Source organism: Streptomyces sp. NBC_01689 (assembly GCF_036250675.1).
Classification (GTDB): domain Bacteria; phylum Actinomycetota; class Actinomycetes; order Streptomycetales; family Streptomycetaceae; genus Streptomyces.
The window spans coordinates 5,093,834-5,113,805 of record NZ_CP109592.1 but is presented as its reverse complement, the minus strand read 5'-3'; the positions used below and the strand labels follow the sequence as shown (position 1 = coordinate 5,113,805).

Genomic DNA, 19,972 nt, shown 5'->3' with positions numbered 1-19,972 from the left:
CCAATCACAGTAGCGACAGCGACCTATCGACTTATTTATAGTTGAGGCTCGGTCGAGGGTGCTGGGAAAGGAGGGGCGCCATGGACTTGGCCCTGTTGCGGACGTTCGTGACCGTGCACCGGGCCGGCTCCTTCACCCGTGCCGCCGCGCTGCTCGGCCTCTCCCAGCCTGCCGTCACCTCGCAGATCCGGACCCTGGAGCGGCAGTTGGGAAGGCCGCTCTTTCTGCGTCAGGCCCGCGGGGTGACACCCACGACGATCGGTGACGAGCTCGCGCACAAGGCCGCGCCGCATCTCGACGCCCTGGTGGAGATAGCCGAGGCGGGGCTCGACGAGGACTCGTCGCTGCGCACCCTGCATCTCGCCGGCCCTCCGGAGTTCACCGCGGAGCGGGCGTTGCCCGCCCTGACGGAGCTGACGGGCGAGGACGGTCAGGGGTACGCGCTGCGCGCCTCCTTCGGCAACGCCGAGGAGACGCTGGAGGGGCTGGCCGCCGGGCACCACGACCTGGCCATCACCACGGCCCGTCCGCGCGGCGCCCTGCTCACCGCGACCCCGCTCTGCGACGAGGAGCACGTCCTGGTCGCGGCTCCCCGCTGGGCGGCCCGCATCGGCCCTGGAAAGCTCCGGCGCAAAGGCTCGCCGGTCCTGGACAACTTCCCCGTGGTCGAGGTCCACGAGTCACTGCCGCTCGTCGCCCGGTACTGGGCCTCCGTCTTCGACTCCCGCCCGGCCGCCTCGGGCACGGTGGTCGTCCCGGACCTTCGTGCCGTGCTCGCCTGCGCCGCGACGGGCGCGGGGCTCGCGGTGCTGCCGCGCTATCTGTGTGCCGACTCCCTGGAGCGCGGGGACGTCGTGGCGCTCCTCGACCCGGTGGTGCCTCCCCTGCGGACGTACTTCCTGGTGGTCCGAACCGGCACGCTGGCCATGCCCCACATCGCCCGCGCCTACGAATGGCTGCTGCGGGCCGCGGTGGACTGGACCTGAAGCCGCTCCCCGGACCCCGCCGTCGACCGTGGGCGCCTTCCCCGAAGGCCTCTCGAAGGCCGCGGCGCTCCAGAATGTTTCACGTGGAACCTGTCGGGCCACATTTCTCCCATGACCGTCCGACCCGTGGTCAAGCGCACCGCACGTGCCATCCTGCTCGATGGCGACGACCTGATTCTGATCAAACGCACCAAGCCCGGCGTCGATCCCTACTGGCTCACACCGGGTGGCGGGGTCGAGCCGGAGGACACGACCGTTGTCGACGCCCTGCACCGCGAGGTCCACGAGGAACTCGGCGCCAAGGTCACCGATGTCGTGCCCTGCTTCGTCGACACCGTCGAGCACATCGGCGACGACGGCGGCGCCACCGGCGTGAAGGTCCAGCACTTCTTCGTCTGCCGCCTGGAATCCATGGACCCGGCCCTGCGGCACGGCCCCGAGATCGACGAGCCCTGCGGCGAGTACGAGATCGTGCGCGTGCCCTTCACCCGGGTCGGTATCGCCTCCGTGCACCTCGTCCCGCTGTCCCTGCGCCACTACCTGGACGGGAACATCGAGGGCGTACGGGCCATGCACGCGCCCGACCTGGGCTGACGTCTCCGGCCACCGCGGTCTCGCGTTCAGGCCGCGGCGGCGCCCCGGTGTCAGTCGCCGGCCCCGACGAGCTCCTCGACCGAGTCGTGGCGGATGCGGTCCGACGGGATGCCGGCGCTCCTCAGCGCGTCCATCCCGCTGCGGATCATGCCCGGCGGTCCGGAGAGGTAGGCGTCGTACTCGTTCCACGGCCCGTACTCCCGCACCGCGTCGGGCAGGTGCAGATGCGCCTGGTGGTCGACGACCGGACGGACGGCGAGCCAGGGATGGCTCTGCTGAAGCCGCAGCATCGTGTCGATGTCGTACAGGTCGTGATCGGTGCGGGCCCCGTAGAAGACCTCGACCGGACGCCGTTCCCCGTGCTCGGCGACGTCCTCGACCAGCGCCTTGATGGGCGCGATGCCGGTGCCGCCGCCCAGACAGAGCAGGCCGCTGTCGCTGCTGTGGTCGACGGTCATCGATCCGGCGGGCGGGCCGAGACGGATGATGTCGCCGGGGCGCGCGCGGTGCACCAGGGCGTTGGACACCCATCCCGCCGGAACCGCCTTCACATGGAAGGACAGCAGTCCGTCGGAGCGGGGCGCGGAGGCGAACGAGTAGTGCCGCCAGATCCGGGGCCACCACGGCGTCTCCAGGCTCGTGTACTGCCCGGCGAGGAAAGGATACGGCTGGTCCGGCCGGACGGTGATGACGGCGACGTCGGGCGTCCTGAGATCGTGCGCGACCACCTCGGCGTACCACCAGGCGGGGGCACGCAGCTCGTCGGAGGCCGCCGCGTCGATCATGACCTGGGAGATGGTCGTGTACGCGCGCACCCAGGCCGCCTCGGTCTCGGCGTCCCAGACCGCCGAACCGAACCGGCTGAGCGAGCCGATGAGGCACTCGCCGACGGCCGGATAGTGCTCGGGCCGGGTGCCGTACTTGCGGTGTCCACGGCCGAGGTTCTGCAGGTAGTCGACGAGCACCGGGGTGTTGTCGATGTGCTCGGCGGCGGTCAGCAGCGCCTTGAGCAGCCGGTCCCGCTGGGTGTCCATCGCGGCGGGGAACAGTGACCTGAGGTCAGGGTGTCGCACGAAGAGCAGCGCGTAGAAGTACGAGGTGACCTTGTCGGCGACGGGTCCGACCTCGGCCATGGTCCGCCGGATGAGCACGGCGTCCGGGGACGGCTCCGCGACGGCGGCGGGACGTGCCGCGGGCGCCGACGGACGGACCGGTCCCGGTCGCGAGGGGGCGGGGTTCTGTTCCGCGGGGGACATGACCGGAGGCATGGTCCGCGGCGGCGTCGTAGGGGCCCGGAAGGGCGGGAGAGCGTCCCGGACGGGCTCGGGTGCCTCCGGGGGCGTGGACGCGGACACCACGGCCTCAAGAGCGGATATTCGAGCGGGCGTACCGGTCTCCCCGTCCGCGTGGCCCCTGTGCCGCTCGGGGCCTGTCTCCGTCGGCCCGGTCTCCGCGGTGCGGCCGACGGGCCGCAACGCGGCCAGACGGCTCGCGCCCTCGGTCTCCCGCTCTCGGTCGGCGGGTGCCGGTGCCGGTTCCTTGCGCGGCGTGAACCAGCCGCTCCCGCCATTTCCTCCGGAAGTGCCGTTGTCGGCCGACGTGGTGGTCGGAGCGTCCATACTGTGCCTCGCCTCGAACATCTTTCGGTCGGTCTACGCACACTTCCGTCTTCGGAAGATGCCTGCTTTCCCCCGTAGACGGCTTGCTCTCCTGCCCCGTTCAGTCCTCTGACCAATGCGGCCACATTCAACCCAGCTTTCCGCTCTGCGCGGACAAGTAAGGCGAGAACGTGACATTGACCGCATCGCTCTCACCGCAGCATCCCACTCCGCGTCAACGCCCGTCCGCATAACGGAAAATTCGGGTCTCGATCTTTCCGTCCCGGTACGCTGCATTGGCCTGCGTTCGCGGCCCACGACGTGCCCGCACATCACGGGGACGCGAACCGGAGTCGACCATACCGGCAGTCGCCCCCCGGACAAGTCCGCTCTTCACTCGAAGCGATCGAACGAGGGACTCCCCATCAATTGCCGTGATTACAGGGCCTGCCGGACCAGTTCATAGGCGTCCCACAGGCTTCGCCCCACGTAGGAGCGTGTGGCGATCCCGGCCAGGTGGCGGTCCGCGTTGATCGCGACGGACACCGGCACCGTCTCGAACAGGTCCTTGTCCGAGTGCGAGTCACCGTAAGCGACGCAGTCGCTCGGCCTCACCCCGAACTCTTCACAGAGCCGGTTCGCGATCTGCACCTTCGCCGCGGCGCTCAGAATGCCGGCCAGATCGACGGGCTCGGTGAAGGGCAGGGCCGGGAATCGCGAGCCGTAGGCCGCGTGCGCGCCCCAGTTCGTCAGCCGTTCGACGAAGAAGGACGGGGAGAGCGAGACGACGGCACAGTAGTCCCCGTTGCCCCTGATCTCGGTCCAGACGTCTTCGATGCCGGACAGCCAGGGCGCCTGGTCGAAGGCCGCGGCCACATGCGCGTCGGTGAGCCGGGCCCACAAGGCGTGGACCTGCGTGGCGTATTCCGGTGGTCCGATACGTCCTGCCGAGATCTCCTGCTCGATCGCGATGGTCTCGGCCTCCAGGCCGATCTGCCGCGAGATCTCCAGTGGCGCGGAACTCCCGTACAACAGCGTTCCGTCGAGGTCGAAGAGATGAAGGCGTGCCATGCGAGTCGAGGCTAGAGGACGCCTCTTCACCGTTTCACGTGAAACGTCTGGACGCGTCCGCCCTCACGAAGGACACCATGGCTAAAAGCGCATCCGTCCACGGGCAATCAGGTGGACGTCAGGGGTGCCTGTCAGACAGCCTGACCTGCGTGTCGACACCTTCTCTCCCCGCTCTGCCCATCCGCCGCCTGACGCTCCGCGATCTCACCGCCTGCGCAGACTTGTCCGAGGACCGGGGGTGGCCCCGCGAAGAGCACAAATGGGGTCTGCTTCTGACCGCGGGAAAGGGGTACGGGATCGACGCACCGGACGGCGGACTCGTCACCGCGTGCGTGGTGACCGATTACGGAACGCCGGGCCGGCCCGATCTGGGGGCGATCGGCATGGTGCTGGTGGCTCGGCGGTACGCCCGCCAGGGCGTCGGCCGACAGCTGATGCGCCACGTGGTGGCGGAGATGGGCCCCACTCCGCTGACCCTGCACGCGACGCCCTACGGGCAGCCGCTCTACGAGGAGCTCGGATTCAAGGTCACGGGCCGCGCCGAGATGGTCCGCGGACACTTCGCCCTCCGTGAGCCGGACACCCAGGTCCCCACACGGGCGGCCGGCGCCGAGGACCTCACCGGGATCCTCCGGCTGGACGCCGAGGTCTTCGGCCTCGACCGCACGCACATCATCACGCGCCTCCCCGCCTTCTCCGACCAGTTGCGCGTCGCCGAACAGGGGGGCCGGATCACCGGATACGCGGCCGCCTGGCCGAACATGGACACCCATGTCGTCGGTCCCCTGATCGCCCGCGACACGGAGACCGCGAAGGCGCTCGTCACCTCGCTGGCCGCGCGTACCGACCGTCCGCTGCGTACGGACGTCGACGTACGGCATCAGGAACTGCTGTCCTGGGTGAAGGCGCGCGGCCTGGAGTCCGTCGGTTTCAACGCCGTGATGGCGTACGGGGTCTCGGAACTGCCCGGCGACTGGACGCGCCGCTTCGCCCCGCTGACGGTGGCGGCGGGCTGAAGAACCACCTGACGCGCCGAGGCTTCCGGCACGCGCGAACGCCGTCCCTGGCGAACGCCGTCCCCGGCATCCGCCGGGGACGGCGCTTCATGCCGGGGCGCGATCAGACGAGAGCGTCCACGGCGGCGACGGCGAAGCCGTGGTCCTGCTCCGGCGCTCCGCCGCCGACGCCGACGGCGCCGATCAGACGGCCGTCGCGGTGGACGGGCACACCGCCCGCGATGAACAGCAACGGACGGTCGAGGGCGGTGGGCAGCGTGTGGAAGGGGCCTCCGGGCTGGACCGCGTCGACCAGGTCGGCGGTGGCGGAGTTCAGCTGGAGGGCCGTGTAGGCCTTGCGGGTGCTGGTCTCGCCGGAGATCAGCACGGCGCGGTCGTCGCGCCGGAAGGCGAGCAGATGACCGCCCGCGTCGAGGACGGTGACGCTGACCGTGACTCCGGCAGCCTCGGCGGCCTGCTGGGCCGCGGAGAGAAGGATCTCGGCGTCCTGGACGGTCAGCGGGGCGACTGCGCTGGTGGTGCTCATGAAGGGCTTTCTCCTTGAAGGGGCTGTACTCGGCGAGGGACGGCCGCGGGACCCGATGGGTCGCCACCGGTGACCGTCCGTCGACCGGGCGGTGAGGGGGCGGGCCGGTGGGCTCAGTGGTGGACCGCGGACGGCTGCTGGGCGGACGCGGACGCAGATGCGGTGTCGGCGGTGGACGGGGCGGACCGGCGCTCCAGGGCGGCCGAGACGACCGCGAGCACGAGGGCGCTCCCGGCCAGCACGACGCCGACCCAGTTGGGAGCGGTGTAGCCGAGGCCCCTCGAGATGACGATGCCGCCGAGCCAGGCCGAGAGGGCGTTGCCGAGGTTGAAGGCGCCGATGTTCACGGCCGAGGCCAGGGTGGGAGCGCCGTGCGCCTGGTCGAGGACGCGCTTCTGGAGCGGCGGCACCGTCGCGAAGCCGAGGGCGCCGATCAGCGCGATCGTGATCGCCGCGAGGATCTTGTTGTGGGCGGTCACGGTGAAGAGCCCGAGCACGAGGGCGAGGCCGCCCAGGGACGTGTACAGCATCGGCATCAGCGCCCGGTCGGCGAACCGGCCGCCGACGAGGTTCCCGCCGACCATGCCGAGGCCGAAGAGGACCAGCAGCCAGGTGACGGAACTGTCGGCGAATCCGGTCACATGGGTCATCATGGGCGCGATGTAGGTGATGGCCGCGAAGACACCGCCGAAGCCGAGCACGGTCATGGCCATGGCGAGCAGGACCTGGACGTTCTTGAAGGCGGCGAGTTCGTGACGGAGATGGACGCCTTCGGGCTTCGGCATCTCGGGAACCAGCTTGGCGACACCCAGCAGACCGATCACGCCGAGCACCGCCACACCCGCGAAGGTGACCCGCCAGCCGGCTGACTGACCGACCATGGTGCCCAGGGGGACACCCACCACATTGGCGACGGTGAGCCCGCTGAACATCATGGCGATCGCGCCGGCCTTCTTCTCGGGCGCGACCAGCTCGGCCGCCACGACCGATCCGATGCCGAAGAACGCGCCGTGGGTGAGGGACGCCACGATCCGGCCCACCAGCATCAGCCCGAAGACGGGGGCCACGGCGGAGAGCAGGTTGCCGACGACGAAGAGGCCCATCAGCACCATCAGCATCCGCTTGCGGGACACCTTCGTACCGAGCGCGGTCATGATCGGCGCGCCGATCACGACACCGAGGGCGTAGCCGGTCACCAGAAGCCCGGCGGTGGGGATGGAGACACCGAAGTCGCCGGCGACCTCGGGCAGCACACCCATGATCACGAACTCGGTGGTCCCGATTCCGAAGGCCCCGATCGCGAGGGCCAGGAGCGCGAGAGGCATGGCGGAGTGCACCTTCCAAACGATTGCAGGAGCGCTTTGCGTGCGTTCACAATAGTTGCAGGCGCGGGTTAATTGCAAGAGCGGGCTATTGCGGTCGTGCCCTACCCTGGTGACAGCCGCTCCGGGACGGAGGAACACACGCCATGACAGCCACGGACCCCGCACTCACCGCCCTCGCACAAGGGTGGTGCGCCCTCTCCCTGCTGCACGGGAGGATCGAGGCCCACATCGAGCGCGCCCTGCAGGCCGGGCACGGTCTGAGTGTGCGGGAGTACTCCCTGCTCGACGTGCTCAGCCGGCAGCACGACGGTGAAGGCGGTCATCTGCAGATGAAGCAGGTCGCGGACGCGGTCGTGCTGAGCCAGAGCGCCACTACTCGGCTCGTCACCCGGCTCGAGGACCGTGGGCTGCTGTCCCGCTACCTCTGCCCGACGGACCGCCGGGGCATCTACACGAACGTCAGCGAGGCAGGCCTCGAACTGCTCGAAGAGGCACGGCCCACCAATGACGCCGCCCTGCGCGAGGCCCTCGACGAAGCGGCCGGGAATCCCGCGCTGGCACCGCTGGTCCGTGTCGTCGAGTCGGCGAGCGTGCCCGCGTAGTCCTTGAAGAGCCGGGTTCCCCCACTGGATAGGCTGCGGGCATGGGAGATCTTGAGATCCGACCGGCCGTCGCGGACGACGTTCCCGCCGTCGTCGCGATGCTCGCCGACGACGCGCTCGGCGCTCAGCGGGAGTCACCCGACGATCTGAACCCCTATCTGGCCGCGCTCGAACGGCTGAGCGGCGACCCCAACCAGCATCTGGTCGTCGCCGTGCGCGAGGGTCGGATCGTCGGCACCCTGCAGCTCACCATCATCCCGGGACTGTCCCGCAGAGGGTCGACCCGCGCCCTCATCGAGGCGGTGCGGGTGCACACCGACGAGCGCGGCAGCGGACTCGGGACCCGGATCATCGAATGGGCGATCGCCGAATCCCGGCGCCAGGAGTGCCGGTTGGTCGAGCTGACCTCCGACGCCAGCCGCACCGACGCCCACCGCTTCTACGAGCGGCTCGGCTTCACCGCCTCGCATCTGGGCTTCAAACTGGCGCTCTGAAAAACCGCCCGCCACGGTCCGGCGAGTCGGCCCGATCTACGCCAAGGCGTCCTGTTTCACGTGAAACAGGACGCCTCCGAGCGCATCGTCGCCTACAGGATTCCGCGCCATCCCTCGGGATCCACCCCGCCGGGCACAGGAGCGCCCTGGTCGTACGGCTGACGGGTGAAGACGAACGACCCGAGGTCCAGGTGGCTCAGGGACCCGTCCGGGCGCCGTACGGCCCGCAGGAGCTCTCCCGTGTAGTAGCCGTCGAGTCCCGTCCAGGTCCCGTCGGCGTTCGGCCTGAACCGTGAACCACGGCCGCCCCCGGCCAACGGTCCCAGTTCGACCGTGCCGTCCGCGGTGACGTGCAGCGCACATGCCTGCGTGCCCCAGTACCAGGGCCCCGTCATCTCCAGTACGGACGGATCGATCTCACGGGCCGGACGCCAGGGCTCGGGGAAACGCGGCTCGGCCTCGGCGACGATGCCCACGAGATCGGCGGCCAGCGTCAACGGACGCGGTCCGGAGGTGCAGTTGGCCAGGACCACGGCCGACACGTCGTCCTGTACGCCGATGACGAGGGCCGCCAGGAAACCGGGCAGGGACCCCGAATGACCCGCGAGGGTCCGGCCCTCCCGCCGCAGTACCTGCATCCCCAGGCCATAGGAGTCGCCCGAGGCCAGCTCCGCGGCCCCCGGGGGAGCCGCGGGCGTCCGCATCTCCCGCACGGACTCCGCGCTGAGCACACGTACGTCGCCCTCTGCCAGGAAGGCCGCGAAGCGCGCGAGATCGCCCGTGGTGGACCAGAGTTGTCCGGCGGGGGCCATCCGGCCGAGGTCCTCCGCCGGCTCCGGCATCATGACGTCCGCCCACGGATGCACCGCCCAGCCGCCCGCGTGAGGAGCCTGCGGCAGCCCGCTCGTACGGCGCAGGCCCAGGGGTTCGAGCACCTCGCGCCGCAGGACCTCCTCCCAGGGAGCGCCGCGCACCTCCTCGACCAGGGCGCCGAGCAGGGTGTAACCCGGGTTCGAGTAGTGATGCAGCCGTCCGGCCGGATGCAGGAAGGGCTGCTCCCCGAGGACGTCGGCCAGCTCGGGACGCAGCGATCCGGGGGTGCGTTCCCACCAGGGGCCGGGTGTCTCGGCCGCCAGGCCCGCGGTGTGGGCGAGGAGTTGGGCGATGGTCGCCTCCCCCGCGCCCGTTCCGGGCAGATGCTTCTCCAGCGGATCACCCAGGTCCAGCAGCCCCTCGTCCCGCAGCCGCAGCACCAGCACCGCGGTGAAGGTCTTGGTGATCGAACCGATCCGGTACTGCACGTTCTCGTCCGGACCGTGCCCGTCCACCGAGGTCCGCGATCCGTGCCACACCGTCCGTCCGCCCCGCACCAGCGCGGCGACCAACGACGGTGCCCGTCCGTCGGCCTGGGCGACGGCGATACGGTGCGACAGAGCCCGGCGGGTGGCGGGAAGCAGCTCTTCCTGAGGTGTTGTCATTCCCCCAGTCCACCCGGACCCGCGCCGCACGTCGAGTCCATTTCCTCCGAGCCCGGCCGGTCTCCCACGCCGTACCCCGGGCGCCGGATCAGGTCTGTGCCATGTCCACGAAGCGGGAGTAGTGACCCTGGAAGGCGACCGTGATCGTAGCCGTCGGGCCGTTACGGTGCTTGCCGACGATGATGTCCGCCTCGCCCGCCCGCGGTGACTCTTTCTCGTACGCGTCCTCGCGGTGCAGCAGGATCACCATGTCCGCGTCCTGCTCGATCGAGCCGGACTCACGCAGGTCGGAGACCATCGGCTTCTTGTCCGTGCGCTGTTCGGGACCACGGTTGAGCTGGGACAGCGCGATCACCGGCAGCTCCAGCTCCTTGGCCAGCAGCTTCAGGTTTCGCGACATGTCGGAGACCTCCTGCTGACGGCTCTCGGAGCGCTTTCCGCCCGACTGCATCAGCTGCAGATAGTCGATCACGACGAGCTTCAGATCGCTGCGCTGCTTGAGGCGGCGGCACTTGGCGCGGATCTCCATCATCGACAGGTTCGGTGAGTCGTCGATGTAGAGCGGCGCGGCCGAGACGTCCGGCATCCGGCGCGCGAGCCGGGTCCAGTCCTCGTCGGTCATCGTGCCGGACCGCATGTGGTGCAGGGCCACGCGCGCCTCGGCCGACAGCAGGCGCATCGCGATCTCGTTGCGTCCCATTTCGAGGGAGAAGATCACGCTGGGCATGTTGTGCTTGATGGAGCAGGCCCGGGCGAAGTCCAGCGCGAGCGTCGACTTACCCATGGCGGGACGGGCCGCGATGATGATCATCTGGCCTGGGTGCAGTCCGTTGGTCAGCGAGTCGAGGTCGGTGAAGCCGGTGGGGACACCGGTCATCTCCCCCGACCGTGAACCGATCGCCTCGATCTCGTCGAGGGCGCCCTCCATGATGTCGCCGAGCGGCAGATAGTCCTCGGTGGTGCGCTGTTCGGTGACGGCGTAGATCTCGGCCTGGGCGCTGTTGACGATCTCGTCGACGTCGCCGTCGGCCGCGTATCCCATCTGGGTGATGCGGGTCCCGGCCTCGACCAGGCGGCGCAGCACCGCGCGCTCGTGGACGATCTCCGCGTAGTACTCGGCGTTGGCCGCGGTGGGGACCGTCTGGACGAGGGTGTGCAGGTAGGACGCGCCGCCGACCTTGGTGATCTCGCCCCGCTTGGTGAGCTCGGCAGCGACGGTGATCGGGTCGGCGGGCTCGCCCTTGGCGTACAGGTCGAGGATCGCCGTGTAGATCGTCTCGTGCGCCGGCCGGTAGAAGTCGTGGCCCTTGATGACCTCGACGACATCGGCGATCGCGTCCTTGGACAGCAGCATGCCGCCGAGGACCGACTGCTCGGCGTCCAGGTCCTGGGGCGGCACGCGCTCGAAGGACGAGCCTCCGCCCTCCCACGGCCCGTTGTCCCGGTCGCGGTCGTGCTGGTCGTCACGGGCTCGCCCCGTGTCGCGGCGCTGACGGGAAGCGGGCAGACGATCACTGGGACCGCTGTCGGCCCACGGGTCGTCCAAGGGCTCGGAAATACTCACCGAGCCACCTCCTCCCGTCCGCCGAGCGGACCTAGCCGTGCCCCATATTTCTACGGCACCGCACTGACAAATAAGGGGCCCAACTCCGGTTCTCACGCGTCGGTTTTGCGAGGTTTCCGAGGGCGGTGGAGAGAGCGGGCGCCGCACCACGTTAGGCCCGCGGGCACCGTCAGCCAATCTGGTTATCCACAGGCCATGTGGACGACGGCCCAGATGCTGTGGAGAACTCCGTAAAACCTGTGCACGACCCGGTGGACAGGCCTGTGAACAAGCCCTCAGCGGAACCTCCCCAACAGTCCTGACCTGCACCTTCACCGTCCACCGGCTGTGCAGAAGAAAAACTTTTCCAGCCGGACCAAGATCCCTTCGAACCGCGCCCGACGACACGCCCGACGGCCGGATCAGTAAGGGTCACGGATGGATTGCATCTCTTACCTGTGGAAGATTAGATTGGTGCCCATGACACAGGCTCCCCCGGCGCCCAGGGCCGCCCGACGCCGGCACGACCGAGAGATCGTCGCGCTGGCCGTCCCGGCCTTCGGCGCACTCGTCGCCGAGCCTCTTTTCGTGATGGCCGACAGTGCCATCGTCGGCCATCTCGGCACCGCGCAACTGGCCGGTCTCGGTATCGCCTCCGCGCTCCTCGTGACAGCCGTCAGCGTCTTCGTCTTCCTCGCGTACGCCACCACCGCCGCCGTCGCCCGACGCGTCGGCGCGGGTGATCTGCGCGCGGCGATCCGCCAGGGCATGGACGGCGTCTGGCTCGCGCTCCTGCTCGGCGCCGTCGTCATCGTCGCCGTCCTGCCCACGGCCCCCGTCCTGGTGGAACTCTTCGGGGCCTCACCGACGGCGGCCCCGTACGCGACGACGTATCTGCGCGTCTCCGCACTCGGCATCCCCGCGATGCTCGTCGTCCTCGCCTCCACCGGTGTCCTGCGCGGGCTCCAGGACACGAGGACCCCGCTCTATGTCGCCGTCGCGGGCTTCGTGGCCAACGCCGCGCTCAACGCCGGGCTCGTCTACGGCGCCGGACTGGGCATCGCGGGCTCCGCCTGGGGCACGGTCATCGCCCAGTTCGGCATGGCCGCGGCGTATCTGTTCGTGGTCGTACGCGGCGCCCGGAAGCACGGAGCCTCGCTGCGACCGGATGCGGCCGGCATCCGGGCCTGTGCGCAGGCCGGCGCTCCCCTGCTGGTGCGGACGTTGTCGCTGCGGGCCATCCTCATGATCGCCACCGCTGTCGCCGCCCGTCTCGGCGACGCCGACATCGCCGCCCACCAGATCATCATGAGCCTGTGGAGCCTGCTCGCCTTCGCCCTCGACGCGATCGCCATCGCCGGGCAGGCCATCATCGGACGTCATCTCGGAGCGAACGACGCAGCGGGCGCCCGCGAGGCCTGCCGCCGCATGGTCCAGTGGGGCGTCGCCGCCGGCGTCGTCCTGGGGCTGTTGGTCTTCGCCGCCCGTCCGCTGTTCCTTCCGCTGTTCACCGGCGACCCGGCCGTCCAGCACACCGCGCTCCCCGCGCTGATTCTCGTGGCCGTCTCCCAGCCCGTCAGCGGAATCGTCTTCGTCCTCGACGGAGTCCTCATGGGAGCGGGGGACGGACCGTACCTGGCGTGGGCCATGGTCCTGATCCTCGCGGTCTTCGCGCCCGTCGCGCTGCTCGTCCCCGCGTTCGGCGGAGGGCTCACGGCCCTGTGGGGAGCGATGACGCTGATGATGATGCTGAGGATGCTGACGTTGTGGCTGCGTTCTCGTTCGGGACTCTGGATCGTCACGGGCGCCACCCGCTGACCGCACGAGCACGTGAAGCGGGAGATGCCGCCGGGGGACCCTCCGGCCCGTAGGCGTACACGGAAGTGTCCGGCCGCCGCCCGCGCCGGGACATCCGGTCACCCGCGCGGATCCGTCGGGCCGGCCGTCGCCCAGCGACCGTTTCACGTGAAACCCACGGCACCGGAAGCCGGTGCCACGGACCCACGCGGCCCGAAGGGCCCGTTTCACGTGAAACGGGCCCGACCGCACCTCTGAGCCCGGCCCCACCCCGAGGAAGGCTCCCGTTTCACGTGAAACGACGTAGGGCCGCTGAAACGAAGAAGGGCCGCACCCTCAGGGGTACGGCCCTTCCCTCAGCTATGCCGAGTGCTGCACTCAGGCAGCGACGACCTCGATGTTGACCTTGGCGGCAACCTCGGGGTGCAGACGCACCGACGTCTCGTGGGCGCCCAGGGTCTTGATGGGCGAGCCCAGCTCGATGCGGCGCTTGTCGACCTCGGGGCCACCGGAAGCCTTGATCGCCGAAGCGATGTCGGCCGGGGTGACGGAGCCGAAGAGACGACCGGCGTCGCCGGAGCGGACGGCCAGGCGGACCCGGACGCCCTCGAGGCGGGCCTTGATCTCATTGGCCTGCTCGATGGTCGCGATCTCGTGGATCTTGCGAGCACGACGGATCTGCTCGACGTCCTTCTCGCCGCCCTTGGTCCAGCGGATCGCAAAGTTCCGCGGGATCAGGTAGTTGCGAGCGTAGCCGTCCTTGACGTCCACGACATCGCCCGCGGCACCGAGGCCGGAGACCTCGTGGGTGAGGATGATCTTCATGTTTCGGTCACCCTTCCCTTATCGCGCGGTGGAGGTGTAGGGCAGCAGCGCCATCTCACGGCTGTTCTTCACGGCCGTGGCGACGTCACGCTGGTGCTGCGTGCAGTTGCCGGTCACGCGGCGGGCACGGATCTTGCCGCGGTCGGAAATGAACTTCCGCAGCATGTTCGTGTCCTTGTAGTCCACGTACGTGACCTTGTCCTTGCAGAAAGCGCAGACCTTCTTCTTAGGCTTGCGCACAGGCGGCTTCGCCATGGTGTTTCTCCTGTGTGATCAAGAAGTGGGGGTACGGCCCACCCTCGGCCCGAAGGCCTAGAAGGGGGGCTCGTCCGAGTAGCCGCCACCGGAACCGCCGGAGCTTCCGCCCCAGCCGCCACCGCCGCCGCCCTGGTTGCCACCACCGGCAGGAGCGCCGGTCGCCCAGGGGTCGTCCGCGGGGGCACCGCCGCCGCCCTGCTGGCCGCCGCCGGAGCCTCCGCCCCAGCCACCGCCCTGCTGGCCGCCGCCGGAGCCTCCGCCGTAACCGCCCTGACCGCCTCGGCCGGTGGTCTTGGTGACCTTGGCCGTGGCGTTCTTCAGGCTGGCGCCGACTTCCTCCACGTCCAGTTCGTAGACCGTGCGCTTGACGCCCTCACGGTCCTCGTAGGACCGCTGCTTCAGCCGGCCCTGCACGATGACGCGCATGCCTCGCTGGAGCGACTCGGCGACGTTCTCCGCCGCCTGACGCCAGACCGAGCAGGTCAGGAACAGGCTCTCGCCGTCCTTCCACTCGTTGGTCTGACGGTCGAAGGTGCGGGGGGTGGACGCGACACGGAACTTCGCGACCGCCGCACCGGAAGGGGTGAAGCGCAGCTCGGGGTCGTCTACAAGATTGCCGACGACCGTGATGACGGTCTCGCCTGCCATGGGGGAACCTCTCGGCGGGTTTGCTGCTGGCTGCTGGTGCTGCTACTCGAAACCCGAGATCAGCTGAGCGGGAGAGCTCAGTGGGTCTCGGGACGGAGGACCTTGGTCCGGAGGACCGACTCGTTCAGGTTCATCTGGCGGTCGAGCTCCTTGACGACCGCAGGCTCGGCCTGCAGGTCGATGACCGAGTAGATGCCCTCGGGCTTCTTCTTGATCTCGTACGAGAGACGACGACGGCCCCAGGTGTCGACCTTCTCGACCTTTCCGTTGCCCTCACGGACGACGGAGAGGAAGTTCTCGATCAGGGGGGCGACAGCGCGCTCCTCCAGATCGGGGTCGAGGATGACCATCACTTCGTAGTGACGCATGTGGAACCCACCTCCTTTGGACTCAACGGCCACGGTCGTTCCGTGGCAGGAGGGTTGTGATGCGTACGCAACGGTATCGGCCGCCACTGACAATCGGACTCCGTCCGGCGCACCGTGACCAGTGACCGAGAGGGAGTCCTTGTCGTGACCTGGCCCAAGCCTGGGCAGACACCGCTGCAGAGGGTACAGAGTACCCGCACACCCGCTTCGGGTTGAAATCAGGGCGGGGTCACCGGCAATCTGTACACATCGGGTGTGTATGGCGCTACTATGCGCCGCCTTCCGCAGGAGGTGCCTCATGGCACAGACAGTGCGAACCAACACCGCCGGATCCCTGCTCGCCACCGACCACAAGCCCCATCCGCTCCAGGACGCCCTGCTCGCCGTGACCCTGGTGCTCGGAGTGACGGCGTTCATCACGGCACAGTTCCACAGCCTGCACCTGATCAGTTCCTGGACCGGGCTGATCGGCATCTTCACCGGAGCGAGCGGACAGTTCATCTCGGAGACCACCCGGCAGCGCTTCGGGCTGATCCTGGGTCTCGGCGCCGCCGCCATCGGCTTCTTCCTCGGCATGGCACATGGCGGCCTCTTCGGCGGCATCATCGGCTGAGGGGGAGCGCACGGCGGGCGGCCCGGAGACCACACCGCGGCCGCCCGACGGTCCCCGACAGGTGACACATCACCCCATACCGTCCCGACCGGGCATCGGTCCGGACGCGGGTTCCATACGGCCAGACGGGGCGCTCGCAGGGCGCAGTAGGCTTCGGCGCGAGAGCCGGAGCCCTTGTACCCATGGGGACACACCAGCCCGAGGAGCGCCCCTAATGAGTCTGACCCTGAGGACCATCAGCCGAGAGCAGCATCTGGCATACATCCAGAGCCTGTCCTCGGCCAGCCACATGCAGGTCCCGGCCTGGGCCGACGTGAAGGCCGAGTGGCGCTCGGAGAGCCTGGGCTGGTTCGACGGCAGGAGCGGCGAGATGGTCGGGGCCGGGCTGGTCCTGTACCGCCAGCTGCCCAAGATCAAGCGCTATCTCGCCTATCTGCCCGAGGGTCCGGTCATCAACTGGTACGCGCCGAACCTCGACGAGTGGCTGCAGCCGATGCTCGCGCACCTCAAGCACCAGGGCGCCTTCTCCGTGAAGATGGGTCCGCCGGTGATCATCCGGCGCTGGGAGGCCACCTCAATCAAGGGCGGCATCCAGAACCCGGACGTGAAGCGTCTGCGCGACATCGAGGCCGACTTCATCGAGCCGCGCGCCTTCGAGGTGGCCGACAAGCTGCGCCGCATGGGCTGGCAGCAGGGCGAGGACGGCGGCGCCGGCTTCGGCGACGTCCAGCCCCGCTACGTCTTCCAGGTGCCGCTGGCCAACCGCTCCCTGGAAGAGGTCCACAAGAACTTCAACCAGCTGTGGCGCCGCAACATCAAGAAGGCCGAGAAGGAGGGCGTCGAGGTCGTCCAGGGCGGCTACCACGACCTTGAGGAGTGGCAGCGCCTGTACGAGATCACGGCGATCCGCGACCACTTCCGGCCCCGCCCGCTCTCGTACTTCCAGCGCATGTGGACGGCCCTCAACACCGAGGACCCCAACCGGATGCGGCTCTACTTCGCCCGGCGCGGCGGCGTGAACCTGTCGGCGGCGACGATGCTGGTCGTCGGCGGGCACGTCTGGTACTCGTACGGCGCCTCGGACAACATCGGGCGTGAGTTCCGTCCGTCGAACGCGATGCAGTGGCGGATGCTGCGCGACTCGTACGCCCTGGGGGCGACGGTGTACGACCTGCGCGGCATCTCCGACTCGCTGGACGAGACCGACCACCTCTTCGGTCTCATCCAGTTCAAGGTGGGCACGGGCGGCCAGGCGGCCGAGTACCTCGGGGAGTGGGACTTCCCGCTCAACAAGCTGCTGCACAAGGCGCTCGACATCTACATGTCCCGCCGCTGAGTGTCGGGCGCATCAGCCACACTTTCCTTCCATACCTCTGATACACCGCAGCCACGAGAAAGGTTCCGGGACCGGCCATGGCGCTCACGCTCTACGTCGACACCGCGCGCTGGCGGGCACACCACAAGCAGGTGTCCGAGCAGTTCCCGGGGCTCGTCCCCGTCTGCAAGGGCAACGGCTACGGCTTCGGCCACGAACGGCTCGCGGACGAGGCCACCCGCCTCGGCTCCGACATCCTCGCCGTCGGCACCACGTACGAGGCCGCCCGGATCAAGGACTGGTTCGGCGGCGATCTGCTGGTCCTGACGCCGTTCAGGCGGGGCGAGGAGCCCGTACCGCTGCCCGACCGTGTCATCCGCTCGGTGTCGTCCATCGACGGCGTGTACGGCCTCGTGGGCGCCCGTGTCGTCATCGAGGTGATGTCCTCGATGAAGCGGCACGGTGTCAGCGAGCAGGACCTGCCGCATCTGCACTCCGCCATCGAGAACGTGCGGCTGGAGGGCTTCGCCATCCACCTGCCGCTGGACCGTACCGACGGCTCGGACGCCGTCGAGGAGGTCATCGGCTGGATGGACCGCCTGCGGGCGGCCCGCCTGCCGCTGCACACGATGTTCGTCAGCCACCTGAAGGCCCAGGAACTCGCGCGGCTGCAGCAGCAGTTCCCGCAGACCCGGTTCCGCGCCCGTATCGGCACGCGGCTGTGGCTGGGCGACCACGACGCGACCGAGTACCGCGGGGCCGTCCTGGACGTCACCCCTGTCGCCAAGGGCGACCGTTTCGGCTACCGGCAGCAGAAGGCGGCCTCGGACGGCTGGCTCGTCGTCGTGGCGGGCGGTACGTCGCACGGAGTGGGCCTGGAGGCCCCGAAGGCGCTGCACGGCGTCATGCCGCGCGCCAAGGGCGTCGCCCGGGCGGGTCTCGCGACGGTGAACCGGAACCTCTCGCCGTTCGTGTGGGCGGGCAAGCAGCGCTGGTTCGCCGAGCCCCCGCACATGCAGGTCTCGATCCTCTTCGTGCCCTCCGACGCCTCGGAGCCGAAGGTCGGCGACGAGCTGGTGGCCCATCTGCGGCACACGACCACGCAGTTCGACCGCGTCGTCGAGCGCTGACACCGGCCTCCGCACTCCCGCCCTCCCACCGCGGCCGCGCACGGACGGCGTCCGACAGCCGACGGCGGGCGGTTCGGGAGCCGGCAGCGAGCAGCCGAAAGGCCGTACACGATCACCGTGTACGGCCTTTCGTCCTGTCCGTGGACGCGCTGTTCGCTCAGGGCGAACGGTCCTCGACAGCCACACCGCCGTTGCCCCACTGCACCTGCGGCCCGTCGAAGTGGGCCGCGTGCCTGGGCGGACGGGCCGCGGCCCCGAGGACGAAGACGTCCTCCGCCCCGTCGAGGACTCCGCCCGAGGGGTCGTCGTCGCCCGCCTTGCGGACCACGTCGCGTTCCGGCATGAGGATGTCGCGGACGACCACCGCGCACAGGTAGAGCGTGCCCAGGAGGTGGACGGCGATGGCGATCTGGTAGCCCTGCGAGGAGAGGCCCTTGTGGGCGTCCCCGCTGGTCGTGTACGCGAGGTACATCCAGATCCCCAGGAAGTACGCGACCTCGCAGGCCTGCCAGATCAGGAAGTCCCGCCAGCGCGGCCGGGCCAGCGCGGCGAGGGGGACCAGCCACAGCACGTACTGGGGCGAGTAGACCTTGTTGGTGAGGACGAAGGCCGCGACGATCAGGAACGCGAGCTGGACGAAGCGGGGACGGCGCGGCGCGGTGAGCGTGAGCGCGGTCATGCCCACGCAGACCAGCACCATCAGGAAGAGCGCCCAGGCGTTCGCGGTGTCGGCGGTGATCGAGATCTTGAACCAGGTGGAGAGGAACAGGAAGACCGAGCCGAAGTCGACCCCCCGGTCGTGGCTGAAGCTGTAGAACTTCGCCCAGCCCTCCGGGGCGAGGTACATGACCGGCAGGTTCACGACCAGCCAGGCCCCCACGGCGCCCATCAGCGCGGTCCCGAACTCGCGCCATCTGCCGGCCCGCCAGCACAGCACGAGCAGCGGCCCCATCACCAGGAACGGGTAGAACTTCGCGGCGGTGGCGAGTCCGATGAGGATGCCGAAGGCGAGGGCGCGGCCCCGGGACCACATGAGCATGGCGGCGGCCAGCAGGGCCACGGCGAGGAGGTCCCAGTTGATGGTGGCCGTGAGCGCGAAGGCGGGCGCGAGGGCGACCAGGAGGCCGTCCCAGGGGCGCCTGCGGTGGAGGCGCGCGGTGCTCACGGCGATGACCGCCGCGCACACCATGAGCATCCCCGCGTTGACCATCCAGTAGATCTGCTCCTGGTCCTGGATGCTGCCGCCGCCCGGCGTGAGCCAGGCCGCGACCTCCATGAACACACCGGTGAGCACGGGGTACTCGAGGTAGTCCATGTCGCCGGGGAGCTTGTCGAAGTACGGCACCAGGCCGTCGGCGAACCCGCGCCCCTGGTAGAGGTGCGGGATGTCCGAGTAGCACGCGTGCGTGTACTGGGTGCTGGCCCCGAAGAACCAGCCGCCGTCGTAGCAGGGCACCTTCTGGACCATGCCGAGGGCGAACATGGCGATCGCGACCAGCGCGACGACCCGCACGGGCGTCCACCAGGACGTCCCCAGCAGGGCCCGCCGTCCGATGGGGCCGCCGATCAGCTCGCTGCCGGCCGCGGCGACCTCGTCCTCCTTGGTCGGCCGCACCGGTTCCGGCTCGCGCACGCTCGCTCGCGTCGTCTCTGCACTGGGCATGGCGCACATCCTGCCGTACGGACCTGGGGGCGCGGTGGTCGGCGACGGATGCCGCCTCCGCTCCCGGACCGCTTGTGATCAACGACACACCGGGCGCCGCTCACACGGAAGGGGGCCGACGG

20 protein-coding genes are annotated in these 19,972 nt (G+C 69.5%); 9 read left to right on the top strand and 11 right to left on the bottom strand.

The genetic code is table 11. The features are described 5' to 3' along the window. The first annotated feature begins 80 nt into the window (after positions 1–80). Positions 81–986 carry a LysR family transcriptional regulator gene (locus OG776_RS21715; RefSeq protein WP_329322302.1) on the top strand — a complete coding sequence of 302 codons (906 nt, stop codon included), beginning with the start codon at positions 81–83 and terminating at the stop codon, positions 984–986. A gap of 111 nt (positions 987–1,097) precedes the next feature. Then, the gene (locus OG776_RS21710; protein WP_148009259.1) at positions 1,098–1,580 is read left to right on the top strand and encodes an NUDIX domain-containing protein; all 483 of its coding nucleotides are present in this window, start codon (positions 1,098–1,100) and stop codon (positions 1,578–1,580) included. A gap of 50 nt (positions 1,581–1,630) precedes the next feature. Here OG776_RS21710 and OG776_RS21705 read toward each other — a convergent pair whose 3' ends face one another. Both OG776_RS21705 and OG776_RS21700 read right to left on the bottom strand, forming a co-directional pair. Continuing rightward, on the bottom strand, positions 1,631–3,220 hold the full coding sequence (locus OG776_RS21705) for a globin domain-containing protein (protein WP_329322300.1): 1,590 nt from the start codon (positions 3,218–3,220) through the stop codon (positions 1,631–1,633). Between the two features lie 396 nt (positions 3,221–3,616). After that, complete coding sequence (locus OG776_RS21700; RefSeq protein WP_148009261.1) at positions 3,617–4,249, bottom strand: HAD family hydrolase; 633 nt, start codon at positions 4,247–4,249, stop codon at positions 3,617–3,619. Between the two features lie 149 nt (positions 4,250–4,398). Here OG776_RS21700 and OG776_RS21695 point away from each other — a divergent pair, with 149 nt between their 5' ends. Beyond that, entirely contained in the window at positions 4,399–5,265 is an 867-nt protein-coding gene (locus tag OG776_RS21695) for a GNAT family N-acetyltransferase (protein ID WP_148009262.1), read from the top strand. 103 nt (positions 5,266–5,368) lie between these two features. On the opposite strand, the gene OG776_RS21690 is transcribed toward OG776_RS21695, so the two are convergent. Both OG776_RS21690 and OG776_RS21685 read right to left on the bottom strand, forming a co-directional pair. Continuing rightward, on the bottom strand, positions 5,369–5,791 hold the full coding sequence (locus tag OG776_RS21690; RefSeq protein ID WP_148009263.1) for a GlcG/HbpS family heme-binding protein: 423 nt from the start codon (positions 5,789–5,791) through the stop codon (positions 5,369–5,371). A 113-nt stretch (positions 5,792–5,904) separates the two neighbouring features. Then, complete coding sequence (locus OG776_RS21685; RefSeq protein ID WP_329322295.1) at positions 5,905–7,116, bottom strand: MFS transporter; 1,212 nt, start codon at positions 7,114–7,116, stop codon at positions 5,905–5,907. A gap of 143 nt (positions 7,117–7,259) precedes the next feature. Between OG776_RS21685 and OG776_RS21680 the strand changes: the two genes are divergently transcribed. Next, entirely contained in the window at positions 7,260–7,718 is a 459-nt protein-coding gene (locus OG776_RS21680; protein ID WP_329322293.1) for a MarR family winged helix-turn-helix transcriptional regulator, read from the top strand. A 41-nt stretch (positions 7,719–7,759) separates the two neighbouring features. Then, complete coding sequence (locus tag OG776_RS21675) at positions 7,760–8,212, top strand: GNAT family N-acetyltransferase (RefSeq protein ID WP_148009266.1); 453 nt, start codon at positions 7,760–7,762, stop codon at positions 8,210–8,212. A 92-nt stretch (positions 8,213–8,304) separates the two neighbouring features. Here OG776_RS21675 and OG776_RS21670 read toward each other — a convergent pair whose 3' ends face one another. Together OG776_RS21670 and dnaB are read right to left on the bottom strand one after the other, a co-directional pair. Further along, positions 8,305–9,690, bottom strand: a complete 1,386-nt coding sequence (locus tag OG776_RS21670) for a serine hydrolase domain-containing protein (RefSeq protein WP_329322291.1) — start codon at positions 9,688–9,690, stop codon at positions 8,305–8,307. An 88-nt stretch (positions 9,691–9,778) separates the two neighbouring features. After that, complete coding sequence (gene dnaB / locus OG776_RS21665) at positions 9,779–11,254, bottom strand: replicative DNA helicase (RefSeq protein ID WP_148009268.1); 1,476 nt, start codon at positions 11,252–11,254, stop codon at positions 9,779–9,781. A 459-nt stretch (positions 11,255–11,713) separates the two neighbouring features. On the opposite strand from dnaB, the gene OG776_RS21660 reads away from it, so the two are divergent. Beyond that, complete coding sequence (locus tag OG776_RS21660) at positions 11,714–13,051, top strand: MATE family efflux transporter (protein ID WP_329322289.1); 1,338 nt, start codon at positions 11,714–11,716, stop codon at positions 13,049–13,051. 357 nt (positions 13,052–13,408) lie between these two features. Here the strand turns inward: OG776_RS21660 and rplI are convergent, their stop codons facing one another. From rplI to rpsF, 4 genes are all read right to left on the bottom strand, one after another. Beyond that, on the bottom strand, positions 13,409–13,855 hold the full coding sequence (gene rplI, locus OG776_RS21655; RefSeq protein WP_148009270.1) for a 50S ribosomal protein L9: 447 nt from the start codon (positions 13,853–13,855) through the stop codon (positions 13,409–13,411). A gap of 18 nt (positions 13,856–13,873) precedes the next feature. After that, the gene (rpsR, locus tag OG776_RS21650) at positions 13,874–14,110 is read right to left on the bottom strand and encodes a 30S ribosomal protein S18 (protein WP_003949403.1); all 237 of its coding nucleotides are present in this window, start codon (positions 14,108–14,110) and stop codon (positions 13,874–13,876) included. Positions 14,111–14,167: 57 nt separating this feature from the next. Further along, a complete protein-coding gene (locus OG776_RS21645; RefSeq protein ID WP_148009271.1) occupies positions 14,168–14,761 on the bottom strand; it encodes a single-stranded DNA-binding protein in 594 nt (197 codons plus the stop codon). A 77-nt stretch (positions 14,762–14,838) separates the two neighbouring features. After that, positions 14,839–15,129 carry a 30S ribosomal protein S6 gene (gene rpsF, locus OG776_RS21640; protein WP_005482942.1) on the bottom strand — a complete coding sequence of 97 codons (291 nt, stop codon included), beginning with the start codon at positions 15,127–15,129 and terminating at the stop codon, positions 14,839–14,841. A gap of 298 nt (positions 15,130–15,427) precedes the next feature. Between rpsF and OG776_RS21635 the strand changes: the two genes are divergently transcribed. The 3 genes from OG776_RS21635 to OG776_RS21625 all read left to right on the top strand — a co-directional run bounded on the left by OG776_RS21635 (position 15,428) and on the right by OG776_RS21625 (position 18,187). Then, positions 15,428–15,742 carry a hypothetical protein gene (locus OG776_RS21635; protein WP_148009272.1) on the top strand — a complete coding sequence of 105 codons (315 nt, stop codon included), beginning with the start codon at positions 15,428–15,430 and terminating at the stop codon, positions 15,740–15,742. Positions 15,743–15,956: 214 nt separating this feature from the next. Then, the gene (locus tag OG776_RS21630; protein WP_148009273.1) at positions 15,957–17,078 is read left to right on the top strand and encodes a lipid II:glycine glycyltransferase FemX; all 1,122 of its coding nucleotides are present in this window, start codon (positions 15,957–15,959) and stop codon (positions 17,076–17,078) included. Between the two features lie 77 nt (positions 17,079–17,155). Next, a complete protein-coding gene (locus OG776_RS21625) occupies positions 17,156–18,187 on the top strand; it encodes an alanine racemase (protein ID WP_148009274.1) in 1,032 nt (343 codons plus the stop codon). Between the two features lie 157 nt (positions 18,188–18,344). Here OG776_RS21625 and OG776_RS21620 read toward each other — a convergent pair whose 3' ends face one another. Further along, positions 18,345–19,850 carry a glycosyltransferase family 87 protein gene (locus OG776_RS21620; protein ID WP_329322284.1) on the bottom strand — a complete coding sequence of 502 codons (1,506 nt, stop codon included), beginning with the start codon at positions 19,848–19,850 and terminating at the stop codon, positions 18,345–18,347. Between the last annotated feature and the right edge of the window lie 122 nt (positions 19,851–19,972).